Genomic DNA, 24,894 nt, shown 5'->3' with positions numbered 1-24,894 from the left:
ACTTTATTCATTAAACTACAATTAAATTCTAGATTTGAACATTGTCAAATTATATGCCACTACCTCTACAAATGATGAATTGAGGTCTCGCTTTCGCGAAAGCGAACTCACTCACCTTACTACTGTTGTTGCTTACAAACAGTCGGCAGGCAAAGGGCAGCATGGAGCAAAATGGCACTCTGAGCCTGGTAAAAACCTAACTTTCAGTTTTTTACTTGATAATTCAAAGGTGCGTCTTACACCATTTCAAATTAATAAATGGATAACCGTAAGTTTAGTATCGTGGCTTAAAAACCATCTTGGCATAAAGGCAGATATTAAATGGCCAAACGACATTCTGGCAGTTAATCATAAACTAGCAGGAATTCTCATCGAAACTGTCTATTCAGGTAGTTCACTAAGCCATGCGATCGTTGGTATAGGTCTTAATGTTAACCAGGATGAGTTTCCCGATTCCCTGAAAGCGATCTCACTTAAATTAATAACGGGTAAACAGTTCAACCTAGATGAGTTACTATTTAGCTTTGTTCAATATTTGAATGTTTCAAATTATGAAATTAAGGAGTTTATAAATGACTACAACAGTCACTTATATAAACTGGGTAGGACTCTCAATTTTGAATACCTTGATAGGCCTATTACAGCAACCATTATCGGTGTAACTGAGAACGGTTTGTTGGAGTTAATGACTACTGATAGTCAATACCTCACAGCAGACTTAAAAGAACTTAAATGGTTTTACTAGAATTGTTCTAGTCCTTTGGCTAGTTGCTCCAAAAATTTCTTGATAGGGCCTTTAATCATCATAGCCATCATAGGATTAAAATCTCCTGTAAAAAATAATTGAGCCTCACTACCAGCTTCTTTATCTTCAATATCACAGATTAGACTAAAATCAAACTTATCACTTGCTGAGCCTAAAACAACTTTAGAGTAAGGGGTTTGCTCTTTAAGTTGAAGTTTTATTTCTGGCATTCCTTTAAGTCCAAAGAGAAAACTATCATCACCTCTTAATTCAAACTTTGTATCATCGGGCATGAGCTCCTTGAAATTAGCAACGTTTGTTAAAAACGTGTACAATTCTTCTGGATTCTTTTGAGTTGTTACTTTACGGCTTTCTAAATTCATAGCTTAATTATTCCACTGGCTAGGGTTCTCTCTCCAGCTTTTTAGTAATTCTTTTTCTTCATCATTAAACAATCCAGCACTTACTGCCTTTTCAATTAAATGATTATAATCACTTAAGGTGGTAAGTTCTAGATCGTGTTCTTTGAAATTTTCTACAGCAAAAGTAAAGCCATATGAAAAAAGAGCAAGCATGCCTTTGACATGTGCCCCAGATTCTTTTAAAGCTTTTACAGCATTTAAACTGCTTTTACCAGTACTTATAAGGTCTTCAATTACAACCACATTTTGACCAGCCTTTAATTGTCCTTCAATTTGGTTTTTTCTACCATGTTTTTTAGGCTCTGGTCGTACATAGATAAAAGGAACGTCTAGCGCGTGTGCCACTAACATACCGATACCTATGGCACCTGTAGCAACTCCGGCGATAACGTCTGGTGTACCATACATTTTCTTAACAAGATCTGATAATTGATCTTTTAAATAGTTTCTAACCTCTGGATATGAAAGAGTTATGCGGTTGTCGCAATAAATAGGTGATTTCCATCCACTGGCCCATGTAAAAGGTTCTTGTGGTTGCAATTTTATTGCTTTAATTTGCAATAATAATTCTGCTGTTTTTGCAGCAACATTTTTATCTCTGACCATGGAGCAAATGTATAAAGTTTTTGTCAAAGAAGTGCCTATTTTAGTCACTTCAAACAAAGACAATTTTCCAGATTACACAGTCTTTAAATTAAGAACTGTAAATCTTAAAAAAATCATCAAGCGTATTGAAGCTGGTGAGCTTACTAAAGTGTTGTTGTATAGCAAGAATCCCAACAAAATTGTCAAAAGGCTGCATAAAAAACTTCCTGTGGTAGTTGCCGGTGGTGGACTTGTTCTCAATTCGCTTAATCAATATTTATTTATTTATCGTAATGACAAATGGGATCTTCCTAAAGGTAAAATTGATAAAGGAGAAACCATTGAAGATTGTGCTATTCGAGAGGTTCAAGAAGAAACTAAAGTGAAAAATTTGAAACTCAATGATTATCTAGGTCGTACTTATCACATTTATTCTTGGAAATCAAAAATAAAGCTCAAGCTTACTCACTGGTACCTTATGCAAACAGACTCAGATAAAAAGCTTAAGCCTCAAAAAAAGGAAGGAATAGAAAAAGCGGTTTGGTTAGATAAAGAAATGGCACAAGTAGCTCTTATGAATTCCTATGCTAATATAAGAGAGCTTTTTCCTGATAACATGTTAGTGACTAAGCGTCACTAACCTTTTATTACCTTCTCAAAATTCATGTAATAGCTTAGTTGATCAACAGGTATTGTAATTAATACCTGATTATTAAGTTCTTTAAAAGTATCTGGTAAGTCAACTTTAAAAGTAGTTTGTAAGAAAACATTTTTATCTTGATCAACTTTGAATGCAACAGGTGCATTTTTAAGTTCTTCATCGGTAAAAGTAAAGGCCGTATTTCTAGCATAATCTCCATAGGTCGCCTGCATATCCTTTGGTAATCCTAAAATAAGATTTGCTGTTTCTTGTTGTAAATTAACTTGTAGAATAGTGCGCACATCAGGGAACTTTTTAGTGCTTACCATATCATTTAGTTTGATTTCTTTATAATTAGGTTTTGAAAAAGTGCGCAGTATTCTTCCAAATTCTCCTTCTCTCTTATAAACAATGCTGTAAGAAATAAAATCTGTATTTTCTGATACATGATCAATCTTTATCATACTTGTACCGCGATCTTTATTGAGACAAAGATTCATGCTACGCTCATTGGCAAAAATGTCAAAAACCTCTTCCATTGTGGCATCTTTTGGATAGGTAGTAGCACTCAAATCCTTGCCAATTAAATTGGAGATAGGTTGGTATAATGATTTAGTTTGAGTTCCTGAAAATTTTGGAATTTCAAATTTATAAACAGCTCCATCACAATCTACTTGATTACTCCATACGCCATCTGTATTGTTTTCAATTACTTGACCTCGTTCAAAATCACTGGGTATTGGGTCTAGATTTTCTGAATTGTTTTTCTTGTCGGAGTTACAACTTAAGACAATCAAACTGATTGTTGCTAGTGCTATAATTTTTTTCATAGAATTCTGTAAATTGGATAGGTTAGATGAGCTTTTTCGTAATTAGGACTGCGTTTATGTAACCAGGACAATTGCGCAGCTGCATTATTTTTAAAATTCGGATTGGCTTGTTTTAAACTATCAAATTCAATCCTAATCTTTGGATTTTGTTCCAATAGTTTTTCTGCGCTAGCGTCAAAAACATAGCTAGAAAAACCTTCCTTTTGTTGGAGTATGGTATCAAAGTAATTCCACTTAAAAAAGCTATCACTTGCTTGTGGTTCTAGAGTTTCGACAAGATATTTAATTCCTGGTTGATTAGTAGGTATGATGATATCGCTTTCGCGAAAGCGTACTTCATATTCTTTACTACTAACAGATACATTGCTATGAGGATAATGTCCTTCATAGGCACTGCGAGCGGTATTGTAGTTTTCAATTCGATATTCTTGAGCAAGAATTGTTGAATCCTTTTTTAAAGTAAAGTAATCAATTTGGTTGTGATCTAATTTTTCTATGATATTCCAATAGCCCGAAGGGATTACATAATACGACGGGATTATGATACTGTCGGTTCCTTTATAAGTATTGTAATAAGGAACCATTTTTTTAAAAGGTTTGTTTCGGTTATAGGTGAGTTGTTCCAGTCCAGTGACTTTACTAGTTATATATTCACCTTCATAGCCTAAAAACTCTATACTATCATTTTTAGTTCTATCTAGTTTGTAGGTGAGTGCGAATGAATCTCCTGCTTTTAAAGTAGCAAAAGCATCTTTTCTCAATTCTTTTACCTCAGTAGCTCCTGATTGTGCTATTTCTAGCACTTTTTCCATTAGTATTTTGGTTCCTTCAACTCGGTCCTTATAAGGTTTGAGCATGTGAGTTTCTACCATAAGTCCTACCGTGTTCCATAATGAAGTGTATCCGGTAGAATATCTAGGTTCATCCAGGAATTGAGAAAAACCTTTATCTGGAGTAGTGCCCCAAACGCTTACGTAGGGTGTAATGGGCCAGTTTTCTTCATTTAATTTTTGCTCAAGCTCTGGCCTAAACGAGTTTTCAATATAGTTGGCAAGGTTTGAGGTTGATCTATTGTATTGTGTGATTAAATGAGTAAGAACGTATTGATAGTCTGCACCATTACTCACGTGATTATCAATGAAGAAATCAGGATTTACAGTATGATAGATTTCTTGAAATGTGACTGCATTTCTTGTATCTGTTTTAATAAAATCTCTGTTTAAATCATAATTACGAGCGTTACCTCTAAATCCATAACTTTCTGGTCCATTTTGATTGGTTCTTGAACTCGTATTCCTATTTAAAGAACCACCTACATTATACACCGCTATTACATGCAGTTCAATTGGGTATTCAATGGACAATTTTTCGTTAGCTAGATCTCTTAATAGCATCATACTGGCGTCAATTCCATCACTTTCACCTGGATGAATACCATTATTTACTAGTATTTTTACTGGTTCCTCATTGGATTGAGTGTTCGACTTGAACGAGATAAGGTGTAAGGGTAAACCACTATCTGTTTTACCATATTCCTTTATAGAAATAGAGGAGTAGTGGTTTGCTAATTTTTCGTAATATGAAATAACTTCATGATAGGTAGCAGTTTGATTCCCATTACCTTTTTCAAATGGAGTTTCCCAATCTATTGGATCGTTGTTAGTGGTTTTTTTATTATCACATGATGTAACAACAAAGATGAAAGCAAAATAGATTAACAGGTTTCTCATATTCTTACAGTTGTAGGGACTAGTCCTGTGTAGTCTCCATTATTACGAATTACGTCGCGTACTATTGATGATGAAATATAACTTTTACCAGAAGAGGTAAGTAGGAATACGGTTTCTATTTCGGAAAGCTTGCGATTTGTATGGGCAATTGCTTTTTCAAATTCAAAGTCGGCTGGGTTACGTAATCCTCTAAGAATGAATTGAGCTTGTTGTTGTTTACAAAATTCAATGGTTAGTCCAGAATACGTCATTACCTTTATTTGTGGTTGATCCTTAAAGGCTTCCTCTATAAACCTTTTACGTTCTTCTAAACTGAACATGTACTTTTTATCTGCATTAACACCAATTGCGATTATGATTTCATCAAAAAGGCCTAAACCTCTTTCAATTATATCATAGTGTCCTAGGGTTATTGGGTCAAAACTACCCGGAAAAACGGCTCTTCTCATAGGGCTAATTTAAGGTTTCCTCAATGATATCGGTTAAAAAATCAGTTAAGGATTGATTAGAAGCTTCTACTTGTTTAGGAACTATACTTTCCTCACTCATACCGGGATTGGTATTTATTTCAATGAAATGAGGTGTTCCTTGATGAAATATAAAGTCGGCACGTGCTATACCTTTACAATTAAGTAATTCATAGATTCTTTTACTTAATTCTTGAACAGCAACTGTCATACGTTCACTAATTCTTGCAGGCGTAATTTCTTGGGATTTTCCTTGATATTTGGCTTCATAATCAAAAAAATCATTTTCACTTACAATTTCAGTAGGTGGTAAAGCGATGATAGTACCATCTTTTTTATAAACACCTACAGAAACTTCAATGCCATCTAGAAAGGACTCAATAATAATCTCGTTATCTACCGCAAATGCTACATCAAGTGCAGCTGGTAACTGTTCGATTTGATAAACTTTTGAAACACCATAACTACTACCACTGCGATTTGCTTTAACAAAACAAGGCAATCCCACTCGATCAACTATTAGATTTACATCGACCTCTTGAGACTGATTTAAATAAACACTTTGTGCAGTAGTTATTCCCCATGGTTTCAACACTGCAATGCAGTCCCTTTTATTAAAGGTAATTGCACTTTGGTAACTGTCACAAGAGGTTTGCGGCAAGCCTATTAATTCTAAGTAGGCTTGTAACAGTCCATTCTCACCAGGAGTACCGTGAATGGTATTGTAGCAACAATCAAATATTACTTTATTGTCATTAATGGTAATTGAAAAATCATTTTTATCAATCTCATGGACCTCACCATCTGCACTGGTGTAGCTCCATGACTGTTCTGATATTACAATTTCATAGACCTGGTAAAGATCTTTGTTTAAATATTTGGAAATTACCTTTCCACTCTTCATCGAGATGTCTTTCTCACTGGAATAGCCACCCATGAGTACGGCAATGTTTTTCATAGTTCTGTTTTCGCCCTGAGCGTAAACAACAAAGTTAAAAAAGATGTCGTTTAAATAAGGGAATCGATTATGTATCTTTGGTGCATAATACTACTTAATTTTTCAAGTATGAATTTTTTCAGGTTTATGTTTACTAAAACCTTCTGGATACAGGTTGTTCTGGCAGTTGTTCTTGTTTTTGTTTTATGTCTAGGATATTTGTATTGGCTAGATTGGTATACAAATCATGATCAACGTATTGAGGTGCCTAGCCTTGAAAAACTAACCTTGAGTCAGGCAAATACAGAGTTAGAAGAATTGGATTTAAGAAGTAAGGTTATAGATAGCTCTGGTTTCAATCCAGAGTTTCCTCCTAGAACAATCATTGAGCAAAATCCTAAAGCAGGAAAATTTGTTAAGGAAAATAGACAGATTTATCTCAAAGTGAATCCTAGTGGATATGGTATGGTTACCGTTCCTAATGTAATTTACAAGACTAAAAGACAAGCTATACCTACCTTACAAAGTTTAGGATTTGAAATTGGTGAAATTACTTATAAACCTAACTATGCAGAGGACACTGTGCTTGAAATGAGGTATAAAGGTGAGGTCCTAGAATCTGGAACACAATTACGTAAAACAAGTGTTATTGATCTAGTGCTGGCTGATGGAAAACGACCAGTCACCACACCTGAAGATTCTAAATAAGTACTATGACACAGGAATCTTCCCAAAATCTACATGAGCATCATTCATTTACCGCAAGCCCAGGGCAAGAACCTTTGCGAGTAGATAAATTCTTAATGAATCGTATTGAAAACGATTCTCGTAGTAAAATTCAACAATACATTAAAGAAGGTAGCGTATTTGTAAATGATCAAGTAGTAAAAGCTAACTATAAGGTAAAATCAGGTGATACTGTACGTGTGTTAATGCAGCATCCTACCTATGAACAATTACTGGTTGCTGAAGATATCGATCTCGATATAATTCATGAAGACGATGATGTCGTAGTGGTGAATAAACCAGCAGGAATGGTTGTACATCCAGGACATGGTAATTACTCTGGTACCTTGATAAATGCTTTGATTTATCATTTTGAAAACTTACCTAACAATTCTAGTGATCGTCCTGGCCTGGTTCATAGAATAGATAAGGATACTAGCGGATTGCTAGTAATTGCCAAAACGGAACATGCCATGGCACATCTATCTGCTCAATTTGCAAATAAAACGAGTGAACGAGAATACATTGCAATTACATGGGGCAGTTTTGAAGAAACAAGTGGAACAGTTGAAGGTAATATAGGTAGACATCCCAAGAATAGATTGCAGAATACAGTTTGGTCTGGAGAAGAATCCTATAAAGGTAAACCTGCCGTTACCCATTATAAAGTGATTGAGGATTTAGGATATGTAAGCGTTATAAGTTGCCGGTTAGAAACGGGACGTACCCATCAAATTCGCGTGCACATGAAACATATAGGGCACACCTTATTCAATGATGAACGCTACGGTGGTGATAAAATACTCAAGGGTACAAGTTTTACAAAATACAAACAGTTTGTAGATAATTGCTTTAAGGTCCTGCCTAGACAGGCCTTACATGCGCGCACTTTAGGATTTGAGCACCCAACAACTGGTCAGTGGCTTAGTTTTTCATGTCCGGTACCAGACGATATGCAAGCTTGTATTGAAAAATGGCGAGTATATGCTACACATGCTAGTAATGATTGATTAGTAGGTTTAAGTTTCGCTTTCGCGAAAGCGTAGTAACAAAATACTATCTGGTTATTCAGTATCAAAATTTCTTATTAAATCATCGATAGATTTAGGCACCGGTATCCAATAATTGAGAAGAAGGATATTTATTTTTGAAACATTAAAATATTGATATGAAAATTCTATTGTCTCCTGCAAAGTCTCTAAATTATGAAACAAAACCAGTTGTAACTGAGTTTACTACACCCTTGTTTAAAGATCAGGCTGTACAATTGAATAAAGGTTTAAAAAAACTATCAAGGAAAAAGCTGAGTGAGTTGATGAGTATTTCTGATAAACTTGCCGATTTGAACTACGATCGCAATCAAGAGTTTGCAATAGATTTTAATCAAGAAAACTCAAAGCAGGCTATCTATGCTTTTGATGGAGATGTTTATACCGGCCTAGATGCCTACACGCTATCAGAAAGTCAAATAAAAAAAGCCCAAAAATCCATTAGAATTTTATCTGGACTGTACGGTTACCTAAGGCCTTTAGATCTTATGCAGCCTTATCGATTAGAAATGGGTACCAAATGGTCAATAGGTGGTAACGACAATCTTTATCAATATTGGAAGGATGTTGTAACCCCAGCGCTTAATGAGGAAATGACCGAGGATGAATTAGTAGTAAACCTCGCAAGTAATGAGTATTTCAAGGTTATTAATAAAAAAGCCCTTACTGGTAAATTGATTTCACCTGTATTCAAGGATTATAAAAATGGTAAGCTTAAAGTAATCTCCTTTTTTGCAAAAAAAGCTCGAGGTGCTATGGCTAGACATTTAATTACTACTGAAAATAGGGGCAAAGAGGCTATTCTTTCCTTTGCCACAGATGGTTATTCATTTTCGGCAGAAGAAACAAAAAAAGAAAATGAACCTGTATTTGTAAGGTAATTTTTATATTGCTGCATGCAAGATGAAAAAGAGCATTTTTCAATTAAGGATTGGTCACTAGACGATCGTCCTCGTGAGAAACTTCTTAAAAGCGGCAGTTCATCACTTTCAATAGCAGAATTAATTGCCATTTTGATAGGTAGTGGTACTCGTAAAATGAGCGCTGTGGAATTAAGCCGTATCATGGTGAATGATTCGGGTAATTCGCTAGATACCTTAGGAAAGAAATCAATCAAAGAATTAATTAAGTATAAGGGTATAGGAGAAGCCAAAGCGATAACCATTGCTGCGGCAATGGAATTAGGAAGACGTCGTGCCATGGAAATGCCAGTTACTAAACCAAAAATAACCTCTAGTCTAGATGCTTTTAAAATTTTACAACCTAGATTGGGTGAGTTGCCTCATGAAGAATTTTGGGTATTGTATCTTAATAATAGTAATCAAGTGATTGAATCTTCTCAAATAAGTGTAGGTGGTATAACTGGGACGATGGTTGATACTAGGATTGTCTATAAAAAAGCTATAGAAAGTGGTTGTGTGGCTATGATTTTGGCGCACAATCATCCTAGCGGTAAACTACAGCCTAGCCAGCAGGACAAAAACATAACGACCAAACTTATTGAAGCTGGTAAAGTTTTAGATATTAAGGTCTTTGATCATTTAATTATTACTCAAAGCGCTTATTATAGCTTTGCAGATGAAGGGATTCTATGATCTTGATTTATTGTTCAAATATTACAAGTAGGAAAGAATACGTTTTTCGCCACGTGTTTAAAAGAATTCTAGAGGTAGAATATAAATTCACTACAGAGCTTAATGAATTTGTAGGGTATTCTGGACCTAAATTTAGCTATAATCAAAAGACCATTGGTCAGGAAATGAGTATCTATGCCGAAGGCTTGTTGGATGAAGTAGGTATTGATCTACATGAGGTTGAAATAAGTTATTGGGATGATTTACCAGTTTTTTTTCAATCACTAGATTATGAGTCGATAGTACCCTTTGATTTATTTAGTGCAGTATTTTATTTACTTTCTCGTTATGAAGAATATCTACCACAGATGAAGGATGAGTTGGGTAGATTTAAAGCACAAGACTCTGTTGCTTATCAAAATGATTTTTTAAAACTACCTATAATTGAATTATGGGTATTTAAATTTAAAACTGTTCTCGAAGAAAAATTTGATTTTACTATTGATTTGGCTAATGAATATAAGCAAGTAACAGTAATTGATACTCCTATTTATTTTAAATACCGCAGTCGTAGTTGGATTACAAAATGGGAGATGTTTATTTCATATGTTAAAAAGTTCAGTATCTACAAGCTCATATTGTTCTATTCAGTGCTACTTAGATTTAAAAAGGATCCCTTTGATAATCTAGATGATTTATTAAAAATTTTTACATCGACTAATCAAACTGAAAGTAAGTCGTTGTTTTTATTCAACCTAGGTAATATTACTCGTGATAATCCTGGAGTATCTTATAGAAACCATACTTATAAAATAGCGATAAAACATGCTGCAGATTATTCTGATATAGGTGTTCTCGCGAGAATTAATTCAAGCGAAGAACAGGCAATTTTACAAGCTACGAGGTTTGAAAAAAACACCCATCGTATCCTAAAATTCGTAAGGGTAAACAAGAGTAAATTGGAAGTGCCTCATTTTTATAGAAATATTTCTGGCTTAGGTAAGGTAAATGATTATAGTATGTGCTTTGAAAACGTTGTAGGTTTTAGAGCAGGTACATCATTACCCTTTTATTTTTATGATCTGGATTATGAAATTCAAACACCAGTCCTTGTTCATCCAGTTGCTATTCATTATTCGTCATTAGTAAATAAAATGTTAGCTAGTCAACGAATAGCGCTCAAACAAATAGTTCATCAAATTAAAGCTGTACATGGTCACTTAAATATTGTTATGAATTATGATCATTTCGACAGAGAATTAGGCAATCACAGTTATACATTTTTAAAAGATATCAATGGTATTTAAAGGTAAAAAGCACATTTTCTTTGATTTAGATCACACCTTATGGGATTTTAATTTGAATAGTAAACTAGCCTATCAACAAATATTTCAAGAAGAGAAAATTTCATTAGATCTTGATGTATTCATAAAGGTTTATGAACCGTTGAATCTTGAGTTTTGGCGAAAATTCAGAGAAAACCTAATTACTAAGGAAGAACTCAGATTTCAACGTCTTAAAACCGCTTTTGATGCTTGTAATTACCCGACGACTACCGAACAAATCAATAAATTTGCTGATATGTACATCGCTTATTTACCTAATAACAACCATTTATTTGCTGGATGTATTCAGTTATTAGATCAGTTAAAACCCAAGTTTAAATTACATTTAATTACTAATGGGTTCTTTGACGTACAGCATAATAAGATCAATAAATCCGGTTTGTCTAAATACTTTGATGTAATCTTAACAGCCGATGAAGCTGGAGTTAAAAAACCTGATCCCAAAATATTTGAAATAGCTCTTCAAAAATCAGGTGCTCGCGTTGAAGAAAGTGTAATGATAGGGGACAGCTTACTTGCCGATATAGAAGGAGCTCAAAATATAGGGATGGATAGTATTTGGTTTAAAACAACAAATGAGCAAACCGCGCACGATCAGCCCTATGTAGAGAGTTTATTAGATATATTCACTTATTTATCGGAATAAGGATAGTGATCCTTCCATCTTCTTTTTAAAAAGTCTCTTTGAGCTTGTTCTCTTGAATTGTTACCGGGTTCATAAAGTTTGGTAGCGCTTATTTCTTTAGGTAAAAAATCGTAAAATGCAAAATTACCAGGATAATCATGGGCATACTTATAATCGTCTCCATACCCTAAATCTTTCATCAACGTTGTTGGAGCGTTACGTAATCCTAAGGGTACAGGTAAATCACCGGTCTCCCGTACCAACTTTTGTGCATTACCTATTGCCAGGTAACTAGCATTACTTTTTAGCGAGGTTGCGAGATAGATTGCACATTGACTTAGTATAATTCTGGACTCTGGCATTCCTACAGTACTTACCGCTTGAAAAGTATTATTAGCCATGATTAAGGCAGTAGGATTTGCATTTCCTATATCTTCACTAGCAAGTATGATAAGTCGTCTAGCAATAAACTTAACGTCTTCTCCGCCTTCTATCATTCTGGCTAGCCAGTAGACTGCCGCATTAGGATCTGATCCTCTTATCGATTTTATAAACGCACTTATAATATCATAATGTTGCTCACCTGTTTTATCGTATCGTGCTGGATTTGACTTAACCTGCTCAAGGACCATTTCATTGGTAACCTTAATTACACCTTCGGGTTGGGATAGGACAACTAATTCAAATGTGTTTAACAATTTTCTTGCATCACCACCGCTTATCCTCATCAGTGCGTCACTTTCTATCAATTCAATGGATAAGTTTTTTAAAATGTCATCTTTTTGTATAGCGTGATGGAGTAGTTGGTGTAATTCCGCTTTTGCGAAAGCGTTTAAAACGTAAACCTGACATCTAGATAACAAGGCAGGTATAACCTCAAAGCTTGGATTTTCGGTCGTCGCACCTATAAGGGTTACCCATCCCTTTTCCACTGCACCGAGAAGAGAATCTTGTTGTGATTTACTGAAACGATGAATTTCATCAATGAACAAAATTGGATTCTTTTGTGTAAACAGTCCTCCTGATGTTTTGGCTTTATTAATTACTTCTCTTATATCTTTTACACCACTATTTATCGCACTTAAAGTGAAAAAAGGTCGCTTGCTTTCTTGAGCAATAATTTGAGCAAGTGTGGTTTTACCTGTTCCAGGTGGACCCCAAAAAATCAACGATGGTACTGTTCCGTTTTTAATATGACGGGTAAGACTTCCATGCTCGCCTACAAGATGATTTTGACTTATGTAATCATCCAGATTTTGCGGTCTTAGGCGTTCAGCTAGTGGCGTATTTATTGACATAAGTTATATTGACATGACAGCCCTTTGTGGCTTAAACATTGATATTTTATAAGTATGCAAGATAAGGAGTATTTTAAGTTTGATGGTATAACCTTCCTTCCTGCCGTACTTTTTGTTCTATTGATATGGTTAGTTTATTATGTAGAAGTAACTTTTCATATCCGATTTAACAAAATGGGTATATATCCTAAAAGTATAGCTGGTTTAAAGGGGATCTTTACAAGTCCTTTCATTCACGGTAGTTTACAACATTTGTGGAGTAATACAGTGCCTTCCTTCATACTTCTTGTTTTACTCAATTATTTCTATAGGAAACAGTTTTGGTTTGTTTTTATTATAGGCTTGTTAAGTACAGGAATATTAACCTGGTTAATTGCAAGCAATGGTTATCATATTGGTGCAAGTGGTATTATTTATCTGCTAGTAAGTTTTCTGTTTTTTAAAGGGCTATTAGTTAAACACTATCGATTGGTTTCCTTAAGTTTTTTAATTGCCTTTTTTTATGGGAGTTTAATATGGTATATGCTACCTATTAAGGAAGGAATGTCATGGGAAGGACATCTTAGTGGTTTCATAACCGGACTAGTCATTGCTTTGTTTACAAAAAACAAGATGCCGGAAAAAAGAAAGTTCCAATGGGAACTTAGAAATTATGATAGTTCAAAGGATCCTTTTATGCAGCAGTTTGATGATGAAGGTAATTTTTTTGAAATTCCTTGTGAGGAAGAGGAGTGACGACTACGACATTTTTTGCCTAGTTATTTCATAAAGTATAGCACCACAAGCTACTGATACATTAAGGGATGCGATATCTCCTAACATCGGTAATTTTAATTTGTAGTCTAGCATTTTTATGACCGATGGCTGTATACCTCGCTCTTCACTTCCCATAACTACCGCAATTGGTAGATTGAGATTTTCATTGTAGAGTACTTGATCAACTTTTTCTGTAGCTCCTGCCAGTTGAATACCGTAGGATTGGAACATAAACAACGCATCTTTCACGTGATTTACTTTACAGATAGGAATATTAAATAAGGCACCTGCGCTTGTCTTAATCGCATCTGCATTAATACTCGCACTACCTTTTGTAGGTATAATTATAGCCGCAATTCCTGTACATTCTGCAGTACGAGCAATAGCGCCGAAGTTACGTACATCTGTAATCCCATCTAAAACCAAGAAAGTTGGATTTGTATCTAAGTCAATTTTTTCTAATATTTCTTCTAAGTTGGAATAGGAGATAGCTGCTATTCTGGCAACTGCTCCCTGATGATTTCCTTTTGCAAGGTGGTCCAATTTCTCAATGGGCACATAGCTAGTTGAAATATTTTTAGTCCCAGCAACCTTTTTGAGCTGTTGAGCTAGAACGCCATCACCACCTTTTAAAAGGTATATTTTATCAATTTCTTTTCCTGATTCAATGGCTTCAATGATAGCTCGAATACCATATATAAAAGATGTCTTACTCATGCTGCAAAAATAGTTTTATTATTAAGATTTGACTAATAAAAAAATCCCGTCCTTAAGGACGGGATTTTTATAGGTTTAGTTATATACCCTTATGGGTTTTTAACCAATATAAATGATCCACCGAAAGTTCCGAATCCACCAGCTTGATTATCGTATTGAACTACAAATAAGCTATCATCATTTACATCGTATGATGTATTTCCGCTTGTTGAAGTTGTAATGATAATTGGACCTTGTGGTGTACCAGCTACAAATCCAGTGTCATTAGTACTCGCATATATTAATTCATTACAAACTAAGTTTAGAACTACAGATATATTATTACCTGACCATGTTGTATTAAAAGTACGTTGTGTTGCACTTGATCCTACCGTAATGTTAACATCTGCTGTGTCAAAATTCGATCCACTGAATACTGGTTGTAAATCCGATATTTCGTACGATCCAACCATATAGGTAGAAGGTATTGGACAAACTTGATAAACACTTATAATAGCATCTCCTCCGGATGCAAAATCAGCGCCTTCTTCTAATTGAATGATTAATGTTTCAGCATTTGTGTCAACACCCATAACATCAGTTCCTGAAATAGTTAAAATACCCTCGTATTCATTTGCAGGAATAGTTACAGAAGTCGGAACTGAATAACTACCAGTGATTGCAGTTGTTCCATCATTTACAACACTTACATTAAAAGTTCTATCAGTTGAAGCTAACGTTGATGATTGTACAGGAATATTTAATTCTCCTGTCGCATCAATTTCAATTTCTAAGTTATAAGTGGATCTTGAAAACTGAACTAAGGTTAAGTCTCCATTACCATCAAATATTTTAGGCTCATATTCACAACCAATTATTAAAAAAAGCGTCGCGATTGCTATAAAGCTATATTTTAAGTTTTTCATCTTACTAAATTTATTTTATTAATAACCGTCGTTTTGAGTAATTGTAGGATTACCTCTTACTTCTACAGCAGGAACCGGTAATGCTCTGGCTCTAAAGTCATTGAAGCTTATGTCACATTCAGGTGCAGGGTAAAGTGAACAGTCCGTGTCATTTCTATCATAACCTTGGTTTGCAAGTGCTCCTAATCTTTTAACATCAATGTAACGGTGCCCTTCAAAAGCTAACTCAATATAGCGTTCCGCCATGATATCTGCCCATGCTTCAGTAGCGCTAGAATAAGTCGGTGCGGCCTGTGGGCTAGTGTATCTAGCATCACGTACAATTTTCAATTGTGCTGCAGCACCAGGTAAATCTCCATTTTCAACAGCTGCTTCAGCAAGAATAAAATGCATTTCAGCTGTTCTAAACACTTTCTGATCATTAGTATATCCACCAACCAGACCTGGTAAAGAAGGGTCTCCTGGATATTTATCCACAACCAGAATGTCGTCTTCTCGAGGATTTGTTGCATTAGGGTAATCAGGAGAAATTAATGAAGATGGATCTACCCACACTTGTCTTCTGATATCACCGAAATTTGAACTATTACTTTCTAATTCATTAAAAAGTCTTCTTCCAACCTCATATAATGGTGAACCTGTTACGTCACTTGAATTAGTATTCCATATTTGTCCCATACTGCTCCCAACAGCAAGAGTATTATTAAATTTAAAAATAACCTCTTGTGAAGTAGCTGTACCATTTATGTCTTGCCAAACCTCTGTAAATTGAGCAGCGTTAGCGGTAGTAGGTAAAGTAAAATTACCTAACACTGCTTGTGCAAAATTGGATGCTCTTGGGTAGTCACCAACATATGCAGCAACACGAGCTCTCAATGCATTTACAAAATCAAGTGAAATAAAGTCTACGGTGTATGCAGTTCCAGCTTGTGTTAATAAATTATCAGCTGCATCTAAGTCATCATTAATAAATTGAACAACTTCTGCCACCGTATTACGTGGTAATCTGTCTTCTACACCAGGTACAAAATCATATACTGGTACTGCCAAACTAGAAGGATCAGATAAATCTTGAGCAAAGTAAGCAAGCAATTGAGAGTAGGCATATGCTCTTAAAGCATGTGCTTCACCCAAAGCTTCATCATATGTAGCTTGTTCTGCAGCATCAGCTGGAGTAACTAGAGCTGCTCCTTCAAAGAAAATATTTGCATTTCTTATGGCACTATTGTAGCCAGTCCATATACCTGATGCTTGCGCATTGTTTACATTAAGCTGAAGTCTGTGTGATTCGTTACCGTTGTTTCCAGCTTCACCTAATCCACATTCATCAGTGAAATATGATGTAAATGCGATACCCGTAGTTCTATTTGCATTTCCGTAGATTCCAAAAACAGCTGTTTTTACATCGTCCGCATTTTGGAACGCAGTATCAAATCCGAATTCACTCGGCTGAATTATTTCAGTTGCGTCTTCACAGCTAAACAAGGCAGCTGCGAGTCCTAAAGTTAAAAATATTTTTCTCATTGCTTTTAAAATTAAAATTGTAAATCAATACCTACACTAAAAATACGTGGTGTTGGGTATCTGTTGTATTCTGATAAACGTGTACTTTCTGGATCAGATCCTAACCACTTAGTCCAAGTAACTAAGTTTTCAGCATTTACATATATTCTAGCACTGTCAAGGAAAATTTTATCTAATGCTGTCTCATCAAAGTTGTAACCCAATTGCATGAAACGAACTCTTAAAAAGTCTGAGTCTATTAAGAATCTATCTGATAATGGTCCAGTAGCTATATTAGTAGCTGCTAAAGATGGCATATCTGTAACTCTATTTGTTGGCGTCCACGATCTTGTAAGGTCGCTAGATAATTGAGTTTGACCTAAATTATTGATGTCATAATAGTCACGTTGATTAAAGTCAAATCTTTGTAATCCAGTCATGAAACTAAATTGAGTTTCAAAAAAGAAGTTGTTGTAGTTCATTTCAAAACCAAATCCACCTTGGAAATCTGGCACAGTATCAGTTCCAGTTAATCTTCTATCATCTAGTGTTGGAGCTTCCGTTGGATTTCCATTAGCATCTAAGAATAACAAGTTACCGTTTGCTGGATTTACTCCTAGATAAGGCACTACAAAGTATTCATTTAATTGAGCTCCTTCTTGGATTACTGATGAACCATTATCGATGATTCCATCTGGAGCATCAATTGAAGTTACCTCATTTTCATTGTAACTTACGTTAGCAAATATGTCTAAATCAAATCCTTTATTTGATTTTGGAATGATTAAATCAAATCTAGCTCCTAATTCAATACCACGATTCACCAAGTCTCCAATGTTAGCTTGCTGTGTACCACTAGCAATTACTAAAGTAGAAACAGATCTCGGTGAAAATAAATCAGTAGTTTTTCTGTTATAGAAATCTAATGTACCTCTTAATCTTCGGTTAAATAATTCATAATCAATACCAAGGTTTGCCGTGTTTACCGACTCCCATCTCAAGTCTGCATTTCCTAGTTGAGATCTTACGAAGGTTTGATTATCAGCATATGATAATCCTGTAGTAAATAAAGTTCTTGTATTGTTAAGAGCTCCGTAATAAGTTGAAGCAATTCGGTCATTACCTACGCTACCATATGATGCTCTTAGTTTTAATGAATTAACCCAGTTTACATCTTTCATAAATGCTTCTTCCGAAATATTCCATCTACCTGCAACAGACCAAAAAGTACCCCATTTGTTGTCTCCGCTAAATCTTGATGAAGCATCTCTACGAATTGTTGCACCAAAACCATATTTGTCAGCATAATCATAATCAAATTCTGCAAAATATGAGAATAGACCAGTACTACCTTTTCCAGAGTTAACCGTTGGAACAAATTCGTCATTATCTTCATTGTCACCAATGAATGCCCCACCGTCATTTCCAGGACTAAATGTTCTTGGGTCTAAACCTGTCTGAGAAAAGCCGAAACTTTTAAAGTGAGCCTTTACATATTCTACATATCCGTTTGCTAATATTGTGTGACCATTACTTCCGTCTTCATTCGCACCAAAAGTTTTCTTATAACCTATGCTTGCAGTCGAATTAAATCTAAAGTCATTGAAAAATGATTCAGTTTGAAATCCTTCTACTTCTCCAGGTCCAATGAAACTTGCTCTTACTCTTGCTAGAGCAGAATTAGGATCGGCGTATCTTAAAAATGTTTGTTGACGATAATCCACACCAATGTTGTATCTCGCTGTCCAATTATCACTAATTTTATAAGATGAATTTGCACCAGCAATGATTTTCATTTCATCTTCTCTATTACCATTGAATAAAATGTTGTCTAAGGTAACATATGGAGACAAACGTGCCTGTAAACTACCAACCCATTCCTCTATTCTTGTATCATAATTGTTTGGATCAAAATAAGGTAAACCAAAATTAGAATTATAGATAGAATTAAAGTAAATAGCATTATTTCTTGTCTCAGGCTCTGACTGAGAATTGTTTTTAGAATATCCTACTTGAAGAGAGGTTGCCAAATTAAAGCGATCATTATCTGACTTTACATTTAAATTGTTTCTAACCGTAAATCTCTGTAAGTCTGATGCTTGTAAAGAACCTTCTTCGTATGTGTAGTTAACAGATGTGAATTGGTTCAAGTTTTTACCACCAGATCTTAGAGATAAATTGTGTAATTGACTAAACCCAGTTCTATAGAAAGTATCACTCCAGTCGGTGTTAACCGCATATGCATTTATTTCAGCGTCTGTTAAAGTTGCACCTAGACCGATTCCTCGTTCGTTTTCTAGCCTTAAGTAGTCACGTGAGTTGAACAGGTCATACTCTGTGTCTATTAATTCCGTAATTCTAGTCTGTCCCGTATAACTAACTTGAAGCTCTTGATTATAAGCACCACCTTTAGTTTTGATGATAATCACACCATTTGCACCTCTATTACCATAGATTGCAGTTGCTGCCGCATCTTTAAGTACAGTCTGACTTTCAATATCCAATGGGTTTATTGTTCTGAAGGCATCTTCATCAACAGGAATACCATCTATAATGATAAGTGGCTCTGTGTTACCATTAATAGAACTCACACCTCTTAATTGAATTGTAGAGTTTGCGCCTGGTTGACCAGAAGCCGTTTGAATAATAAGTCCAGGTACCTGACCTTGTAACCTTTGAATAGCACTTGCGTTAGGTCTGTCTTGGATTTGTTTAGCGGTAATAACATTTGCAGCAATGTTACTCCTTTTGGTAGATGAAGTACGATATGCCTGAACTACTACCTCTTCAAGAGCAGAACTAAGTGTTACATCGATAACTGTTCTATTACCAACGGTCTCTTCTTTAGCATCATATCCTACATAACTAAAGACAAGCACGTCTTCAGGGTTAGCTTGAATACTATATTCACCATCAAAATTAGTTGATGCGAAGGTATTCGAACCTTTAATAGACACTGTTGCACCTCCAACAGGTCCATCTGCATCTGATACCGTACCGGTAACAGTCTGCTGCGCAAAAGCTACTTGCGCAACTAACGCTAGTAATAGCGTCAAAATTCCTTTAAATTTTGTTTTCATGTTTAGATTTATTTGAATTAGCCAGCTGTAAAAATCAAAAAAAAGACTTAATAAAACAACTTTTAACTATTTATTTTATTAGGAAATTTAATATTGGCTTAACATTTGTATAACCTTTTTAGAACAAAACCTTATATTCTATATGGCCTATAAGGTTGGTTAGATTAAAGTTAGCGTCTTCAAAATTTCCTGAAGCGATATTTAAACTTAGTATTCCTGAATTTGTTAAAATTCCTACACCTACTCCAAATCCTGTTAAATATTCTGCTTTATCGTCAATAAAGCTTTGGAAAATACCAGCATCTGTAATACTGTTTATGTATAAAGTTGGAGATAAATTGTATCTATACTCTAAAAGTAGGGTTGCATATTGCGAGCTATCAATGCTATTTTGATTAAAGCCTCTTATGCTGTTGTTTCCACCTAATTGATACAACTCATTAAATTGAATTTTATCTGTTTTTAAAATTTGGCTTTTCAAAGAACTTAGAATCTTACTTCTATTTGATAGATGCCAAAGTTTTGTAATGGTTGCGTCAATATTCAAATAATTTTCTTTGTCCTCTGGTAATTCTCTTGTTCCTGTGCCTATCTTCAGTTGGAAGATTAGATTTTGACGGTGCAATAAATCTGTTGACCATTTTTCTAATCTATAACCAATGTTCAATCCAGAACGATCCGTTTCAAGATTATTTAATGAGAGTATCGTCCCGCTGTCCGTGGTATTTTGACTTTCGTAATTTAATGTGATAGTGTTATTCCAATCTATTTTATACGATGTTCCTATTTCAAAGTTGTTTCTTTGGTATGTGCTATCTCTTCGTACAATTTCCAAAGATGCGCCCAAACCAAAATTAGATTGTGCTACGTATGGAATTGTAAATGCTGAGTGTACCCTGGTTTGATCTTCTTGATCATTCCGATAGGTAAGTTGAAATCTTTCAGCAGCGTCAAAGTTGTTCTCTAAATACAGATCTAGATAACCATTTAATTCTAGTTTGCCATTGTTGTTATTGAAGCCTAACAAACCTTCAGCGGTGTTTATGTTTTTCTTTTTTAGATATAGATAGAGAGTAGTGGAGTTTTCTTGAAACAACAATTCCGAATTTCTTGTGGACTCGATGAATGGGATACTATTTATTTTTTTATTAATTACCGTCGATAATTTAGGGGTAAAGCTCTTGTTAATAATTTGTGACTTGATGATTTTCTTTGGAAATTTTTTATAACCCTTAACTTCTATGTTGTCTATTCGTCTTTTTTCTGAAGTAGATGATGTAAGGCGGGAGAAAAGTGTGTCCTGTGTTTCTTTTAAAAAGAGCAATTTGGTTTCAGTGAATACGAACCCTTGTTCGGAAAAAGAGTTCGTGATTAGATTTAGTAAACTGTCTTTATGTTTGAAAGGTATTTTTATTTCTCGCTTTCGCGGAAGCATACTTTTTAAAAACTCATATTTTGAATAATAATCTTTTGGTATACGAACATTTATTCCCTTTATCGGTTGATTCAAGAATATCGTTCGGCTATAGCGATTGGTTTTATTTTGGTTGATGGAGGTGTACTGTAAACGTATGTAACCAATATTTTGATAGAGTTTAATGATGCTGTCTGATTTTCTTTTTGACTCTTCAAAAGAGTTGCTAGATATGACTATTGTATCTGTGGTTTTTTGACTATTTGAATAGATGAAATTAAATATATCAAATTGTTGGCTATATAATAAGGACAAAGAAAAAAGGGTAAAAAGTACTCCTAGTATGTAATTTTTCTCATTAAATAAAACAGGGTTTTTGTATGTGTGCTTAACTTTTTTGATAGGGTAAAAACGTTTTTAAATAAACTTTATTGTAAATATTTGAAAGTGAGGTTTGAATAACAAAATAATATTTATACCTTTGCCGACCCTAAAAATAGGGATTTAACATATTTAGCGTAAAATAATATGCCAACAATTTCACAATTAGTACGAAAAGGAAGAGCCAAAATAACTAAGAAGAGTAAATCGGCTGCCTTAGATTCTTGTCCGCAACGTCGTGGAGTATGTACGCGTGTTTACACTACTACGCCTAAAAAGCCTAACTCGGCAATGAGAAAAGTTGCTCGTGTAAGACTTACAAATGGTAAGGAAGTAAACGCATACATTCCAGGAGAAGGTCACAATCTACAAGAGCACTCGATAGTATTAGTTAGAGGTGGAAGGGTAAAAGATTTACCAGGAGTTAGATATCACATTGTACGTGGTGCTTTGGACACAGCAGGTGTTGCAGACCGCACGCAACGTAGATCTAAGTATGGTGCAAAACGCCCTAAGAAGTAATTCAATTAACAATCTGAAACAACAGAAATGAGAAAAAGACAGGCAAAAAAACGTCCTATCCTTCCGGATCCACGTTTTAACGACCAGCTAGTGACTCGCTTTGTAAACATGATGATGTTGCATGGAAAGAAGTCGATAGCATTTAAACTTTTTTACGATGCAATGGATATCGTAGAAGAGAAAAATCAAGACGAAGAAAAAACAGCTTTGGAGCTTTGGAAAGATGCCTTATCTAATGTAATGCCTCACGTAGAGGTGCGCAGTAGACGTGTAGGTGGTGCTACTTTTCAAATCCCTATGCAGATTAGACCAGATCGCAAAATTTCTACAGCAATGAAATGGTTAATTGGATATGCTCGTAAGCGTAACGAAAAATCATTTTCTCAAAAATTAGCTGCTGAAATACTTGCTGCTGCAAAAGAAGAAGGTGCTGCTGTTAAAAAACGTGTGGATACGCACAAAATGGCAGAGGCTAATAAAGCATTCTCACACTTTAGATTCTAAGACATGGCTAGAGATTTAAAATACACAAGAAATATTGGTATTGCCGCTCACATTGATGCTGGTAAAACAACAACTACTGAGCGTATACTTTATTATACAGGAGTTTCACATAAAATTGGTGAGGTGCATGATGGTGCTGCAACAATGGACTGGATGGAGCAGGAGCAGGAGCGTGGTATTACAATTACTTCTGCTGCAACAACTTGTACATGGCAGTTTCCTATGGAAAATGCTCAAAGATTACCTGAAACTAAGGATTATCACTTTAATATTATCGATACTCCTGGTCACGTAGATTTTACTGTTGAAGTAAATAGATCTTTACGTGTACTTGATGGATTGGTATTCTTATTTAGTGCAGTTGATGGTGTTGAGCCTCAGTCAGAAACTAACTGGAGATTAGCAGATAATTATAAAGTCCCACGTATGGGATTTGTTAATAAAATGGACCGTCAAGGTTCTAATTTCCTTGCGGTTTGTAATCAGGTTAAGGAAATGTTAGGTTCTAATGCGGTGCCTATCGTTTTACCTATCGGTGATGAAGCTGACTTTAAAGGAATAGTTGATCTTGTTAAGAACCGAGCTATTGTATGGCACGATAATACACAAGGAGCTACATTTGACGTAATTGATATTCCAGAAGAATTAAAAGCAGAAGCTAGAGAATACAGAGCACTTTTAATAGAAGAAGTTGCTGCTTATGATGAAAGCTTGCTTGAAAAATTCATGGAAGATGAGGATTCTATTACTGAGGATGAAATTCACGCGGCATTACGTGCAGCTGTAATGGATATGTCTATCATTCCAATGGTTTGTGGTAGTGCATTTAAGAATAAAGGAGTTCAATTCCTACTTGATGCTGTTTGTCGTTATTTACCTTCTCCGGTAGATAAGGATGCGATTGTAGGAACAAATCCAGATACAGGAGAAGAAATTACACGTAAGCCTTCTGTAGATGAGCCTTTCGCGGCATTAGCATTTAAGATTGCTACAGATCCTTTCGTAGGTCGTCTAGCGTTCTTTAGAGCTTATTCAGGACGTTTAGATGCAGGTTCGTATATCTTAAACAATAGATCTGGTAAAAAAGAGCGTATTTCACGTATTTACCAAATGCATTCTAATAAACAAAATGCTATTGAATTCATCGAGGCTGGTGATATTGGAGCTGCAGTTGGTTTTAAAGATATTAAAACAGGTGATACCATGTCTGATGAAAAGAACCCAATTGTTCTTGAATCAATGGAATTCCCTGATCCAGTAATTGGTATTGCTGTAGAGCCTAAAACAAAGGCTGATGTAGATAAGTTAGGTATGGCTCTTGCTAAATTAGCAGAAGAAGATCCAACTTTTACAGCTCGTACTGATGAAGCTTCAGGACAAACTATTATATCTGGAATGGGTGAGCTTCACTTAGATATTATTGTAGACCGTCTTAAGCGTGAGTTTAAAGTAGAAGTAAATCAGGGACAGCCACAGGTTGAGTACAAAGAAGCTGTTACAGCACGTGCTGAACACAGAGAAGTTTACAAGAAACAATCTGGTGGTCGTGGTAAATTTGCTGATATCGTATTTGTAATGGAGCCTGCGGAAGAAGGTAAAGATGGTTTAACATTTGTATCTGAAATTAAGGGTGGTAACGTACCAAAGGAATTTATTCCTTCTGTTGAAAAAGGATTTAAAGAAGCTATGAAAAACGGACCTCTTGCAGGTTACGAAGTTGATAGCCTTAAAGTTACTTTAGTTGATGGTTCTTACCACGATGTTGACTCGGATCAGTTATCTTTCGAGCTTGCTGCAAAACTTGGTTTTAAAAATGCTGCCAAGGCTGCAAAGGCGGTTATTATGGAGCCTATCATGAAGTTAGAGGTACTTACTCCTGAAGAAAACATGGGTGATATCGTTGGTGACTTGAACCGTCGTAGAGGTCAGGTAAATGATATGGGTGACCGTTCAGGTTCTAAAGTGGTAAAAGCTAATGTTCCATTATCAGAGATGTTTGGTTATGTTACCTCATTGAGAACATTGTCTTCAGGTCGTGCTACGTCAACGATGGAATTTTCACACTATGCAGAAACTCCTTCTAATATAAGTGAAGAAGTGATTGCTGCAGCAAATGGTTCAAATAATTAATTTTTTCA

The 24,894-nt window shown here is 35.2% G+C and carries 24 protein-coding genes; 12 read left to right on the top strand and 12 right to left on the bottom strand.

Annotated features, from left to right (window positions below; all coding sequences use genetic code 11):
* Positions 1–34: 34 nt before the first annotated feature.
* The gene (locus tag I5168_RS00625) at positions 35–745 is read left to right on the top strand and encodes a biotin--[acetyl-CoA-carboxylase] ligase (protein ID WP_431472135.1); all 711 of its coding nucleotides are present in this window, start codon (positions 35–37) and stop codon (positions 743–745) included.
* On the opposite strand, the gene I5168_RS00620 is transcribed toward I5168_RS00625, so the two are convergent.
* Together I5168_RS00620 and pyrE are read right to left on the bottom strand one after the other, a co-directional pair.
* Complete coding sequence (locus I5168_RS00620; RefSeq protein WP_060523021.1) at positions 742–1,128, bottom strand: hypothetical protein; 387 nt, start codon at positions 1,126–1,128, stop codon at positions 742–744. The genes I5168_RS00625 and I5168_RS00620 overlap by 4 nt on opposite strands.
* 3 nt (positions 1,129–1,131) lie before the next feature.
* A complete protein-coding gene (gene pyrE, locus I5168_RS00615; protein WP_167343203.1) occupies positions 1,132–1,773 on the bottom strand; it encodes an orotate phosphoribosyltransferase in 642 nt (213 codons plus the stop codon).
* On the opposite strand from pyrE, the gene I5168_RS00610 reads away from it, so the two are divergent.
* Entirely contained in the window at positions 1,772–2,392 is a 621-nt protein-coding gene (locus I5168_RS00610; RefSeq protein WP_317168776.1) for an NUDIX hydrolase, read from the top strand. The genes pyrE and I5168_RS00610 overlap by 2 nt on opposite strands.
* On the opposite strand, the gene I5168_RS00605 is transcribed toward I5168_RS00610, so the two are convergent.
* From I5168_RS00605 to I5168_RS00590, 4 genes are read right to left on the bottom strand one after another with little or no spacing between them, the layout of a single operon-like run.
* Positions 2,389–3,222: a hypothetical protein gene (locus I5168_RS00605; protein WP_431472134.1), complete on the bottom strand. Its 834-nt coding sequence runs from the start codon at positions 3,220–3,222 to the stop codon at positions 2,389–2,391. The two genes, I5168_RS00610 and I5168_RS00605, sit on opposite strands and share 4 nt — an antisense overlap.
* A complete protein-coding gene (locus I5168_RS00600) occupies positions 3,219–4,952 on the bottom strand; it encodes a M14 family metallopeptidase (protein WP_431472133.1) in 1,734 nt (577 codons plus the stop codon). Before I5168_RS00600 ends, I5168_RS00605 begins: the two co-directional genes overlap by 4 nt.
* Positions 4,949–5,401: a pantetheine-phosphate adenylyltransferase gene (gene coaD, locus I5168_RS00595; protein ID WP_042278861.1), complete on the bottom strand. Its 453-nt coding sequence runs from the start codon at positions 5,399–5,401 to the stop codon at positions 4,949–4,951. Before coaD ends, I5168_RS00600 begins: the two co-directional genes overlap by 4 nt.
* Positions 5,402–5,405: 4 nt before the next feature.
* Positions 5,406–6,377, bottom strand: coding sequence for a D-alanine--D-alanine ligase (locus tag I5168_RS00590; protein ID WP_105018458.1), 972 nt, complete (start codon positions 6,375–6,377; stop codon positions 5,406–5,408).
* A 108-nt stretch (positions 6,378–6,485) separates the two neighbouring features.
* Here I5168_RS00590 and I5168_RS00585 point away from each other — a divergent pair, with 108 nt between their 5' ends.
* The 6 genes from I5168_RS00585 (at position 6,486) to I5168_RS00560 (ending at position 11,697) form a co-directional block, all read left to right on the top strand.
* Entirely contained in the window at positions 6,486–7,064 is a 579-nt protein-coding gene (locus I5168_RS00585) for a PASTA domain-containing protein (RefSeq protein WP_060523017.1), read from the top strand.
* Positions 7,065–7,069: 5 nt separating this feature from the next.
* Positions 7,070–8,092, top strand: a complete 1,023-nt coding sequence (locus I5168_RS00580; protein ID WP_431472132.1) for an RluA family pseudouridine synthase — start codon at positions 7,070–7,072, stop codon at positions 8,090–8,092.
* A gap of 158 nt (positions 8,093–8,250) precedes the next feature.
* Entirely contained in the window at positions 8,251–9,012 is a 762-nt protein-coding gene (gene yaaA, locus I5168_RS00575; protein WP_167343208.1) for a peroxide stress protein YaaA, read from the top strand.
* A gap of 15 nt (positions 9,013–9,027) precedes the next feature.
* Positions 9,028–9,726 carry a RadC family protein gene (gene radC, locus I5168_RS00570; protein ID WP_431472131.1) on the top strand — a complete coding sequence of 233 codons (699 nt, stop codon included), beginning with the start codon at positions 9,028–9,030 and terminating at the stop codon, positions 9,724–9,726.
* Positions 9,723–11,012, top strand: a complete 1,290-nt coding sequence (locus tag I5168_RS00565; RefSeq protein WP_431472130.1) for a DUF7033 domain-containing protein — start codon at positions 9,723–9,725, stop codon at positions 11,010–11,012. Before radC ends, I5168_RS00565 begins: the two co-directional genes overlap by 4 nt.
* A complete protein-coding gene (locus I5168_RS00560; protein WP_167343211.1) occupies positions 11,002–11,697 on the top strand; it encodes a YjjG family noncanonical pyrimidine nucleotidase in 696 nt (231 codons plus the stop codon). Before I5168_RS00565 ends, I5168_RS00560 begins: the two co-directional genes overlap by 11 nt.
* On the opposite strand, the gene I5168_RS00555 is transcribed toward I5168_RS00560, so the two are convergent.
* Positions 11,682–12,968 (bottom strand): replication-associated recombination protein A, encoded by a 1,287-nt coding sequence (locus tag I5168_RS00555; protein WP_167343310.1) that lies wholly within the window; start codon positions 12,966–12,968, stop codon positions 11,682–11,684. The two genes, I5168_RS00560 and I5168_RS00555, sit on opposite strands and share 16 nt — an antisense overlap.
* Positions 12,969–13,028: 60 nt before the next feature.
* Here I5168_RS00555 and I5168_RS00550 point away from each other — a divergent pair, with 60 nt between their 5' ends.
* Complete coding sequence (locus tag I5168_RS00550) at positions 13,029–13,709, top strand: rhomboid family intramembrane serine protease (protein WP_431472129.1); 681 nt, start codon at positions 13,029–13,031, stop codon at positions 13,707–13,709.
* Positions 13,710–13,712: 3 nt separating this feature from the next.
* Here the strand turns inward: I5168_RS00550 and rlmB are convergent, their stop codons facing one another.
* The 5 genes from rlmB to I5168_RS00525 all read right to left on the bottom strand — a co-directional run bounded on the left by rlmB (position 13,713) and on the right by I5168_RS00525 (position 21,664).
* Positions 13,713–14,447, bottom strand: a complete 735-nt coding sequence (gene rlmB, locus I5168_RS00545) for a 23S rRNA (guanosine(2251)-2'-O)-methyltransferase RlmB (protein ID WP_105018466.1) — start codon at positions 14,445–14,447, stop codon at positions 13,713–13,715.
* 89 nt (positions 14,448–14,536) lie between these two features.
* A complete protein-coding gene (locus I5168_RS00540) occupies positions 14,537–15,352 on the bottom strand; it encodes a hypothetical protein (protein WP_105018467.1) in 816 nt (271 codons plus the stop codon).
* A gap of 18 nt (positions 15,353–15,370) precedes the next feature.
* The gene (locus I5168_RS00535; RefSeq protein WP_105018468.1) at positions 15,371–16,876 is read right to left on the bottom strand and encodes a RagB/SusD family nutrient uptake outer membrane protein; all 1,506 of its coding nucleotides are present in this window, start codon (positions 16,874–16,876) and stop codon (positions 15,371–15,373) included.
* An 11-nt stretch (positions 16,877–16,887) separates the two neighbouring features.
* A complete protein-coding gene (locus I5168_RS00530) occupies positions 16,888–19,935 on the bottom strand; it encodes a SusC/RagA family TonB-linked outer membrane protein (protein ID WP_167343215.1) in 3,048 nt (1,015 codons plus the stop codon).
* Positions 19,936–20,053: 118 nt separating this feature from the next.
* Entirely contained in the window at positions 20,054–21,664 is a 1,611-nt protein-coding gene (locus I5168_RS00525) for a BamA/TamA family outer membrane protein (protein ID WP_431472128.1), read from the bottom strand.
* Positions 21,665–21,877: 213 nt separating this feature from the next.
* Here I5168_RS00525 and rpsL point away from each other — a divergent pair, with 213 nt between their 5' ends.
* From rpsL to fusA, 3 genes are read left to right on the top strand one after another with little or no spacing between them, the layout of a single operon-like run.
* Positions 21,878–22,252, top strand: a complete 375-nt coding sequence (gene rpsL / locus I5168_RS00520; protein ID WP_015361172.1) for a 30S ribosomal protein S12 — start codon at positions 21,878–21,880, stop codon at positions 22,250–22,252.
* Between the two features lie 27 nt (positions 22,253–22,279).
* Positions 22,280–22,756, top strand: a complete 477-nt coding sequence (gene rpsG, locus I5168_RS00515) for a 30S ribosomal protein S7 (RefSeq protein WP_042278884.1) — start codon at positions 22,280–22,282, stop codon at positions 22,754–22,756.
* Positions 22,757–22,759: 3 nt separating this feature from the next.
* Positions 22,760–24,886 carry an elongation factor G gene (gene fusA, locus I5168_RS00510; protein WP_042278886.1) on the top strand — a complete coding sequence of 709 codons (2,127 nt, stop codon included), beginning with the start codon at positions 22,760–22,762 and terminating at the stop codon, positions 24,884–24,886.
* Positions 24,887–24,894 lie beyond the last annotated feature (8 nt).

This window comes from Nonlabens sp. SCSIO 43208, from assembly GCF_050703575.1.
Taxonomy (GTDB): domain Bacteria; phylum Bacteroidota; class Bacteroidia; order Flavobacteriales; family Flavobacteriaceae; genus Nonlabens; species Nonlabens tegetincola.
The sequence above is the reverse complement of the archived record's forward strand: the minus strand, read 5'-3'. Positions and strand labels throughout refer to the sequence as shown.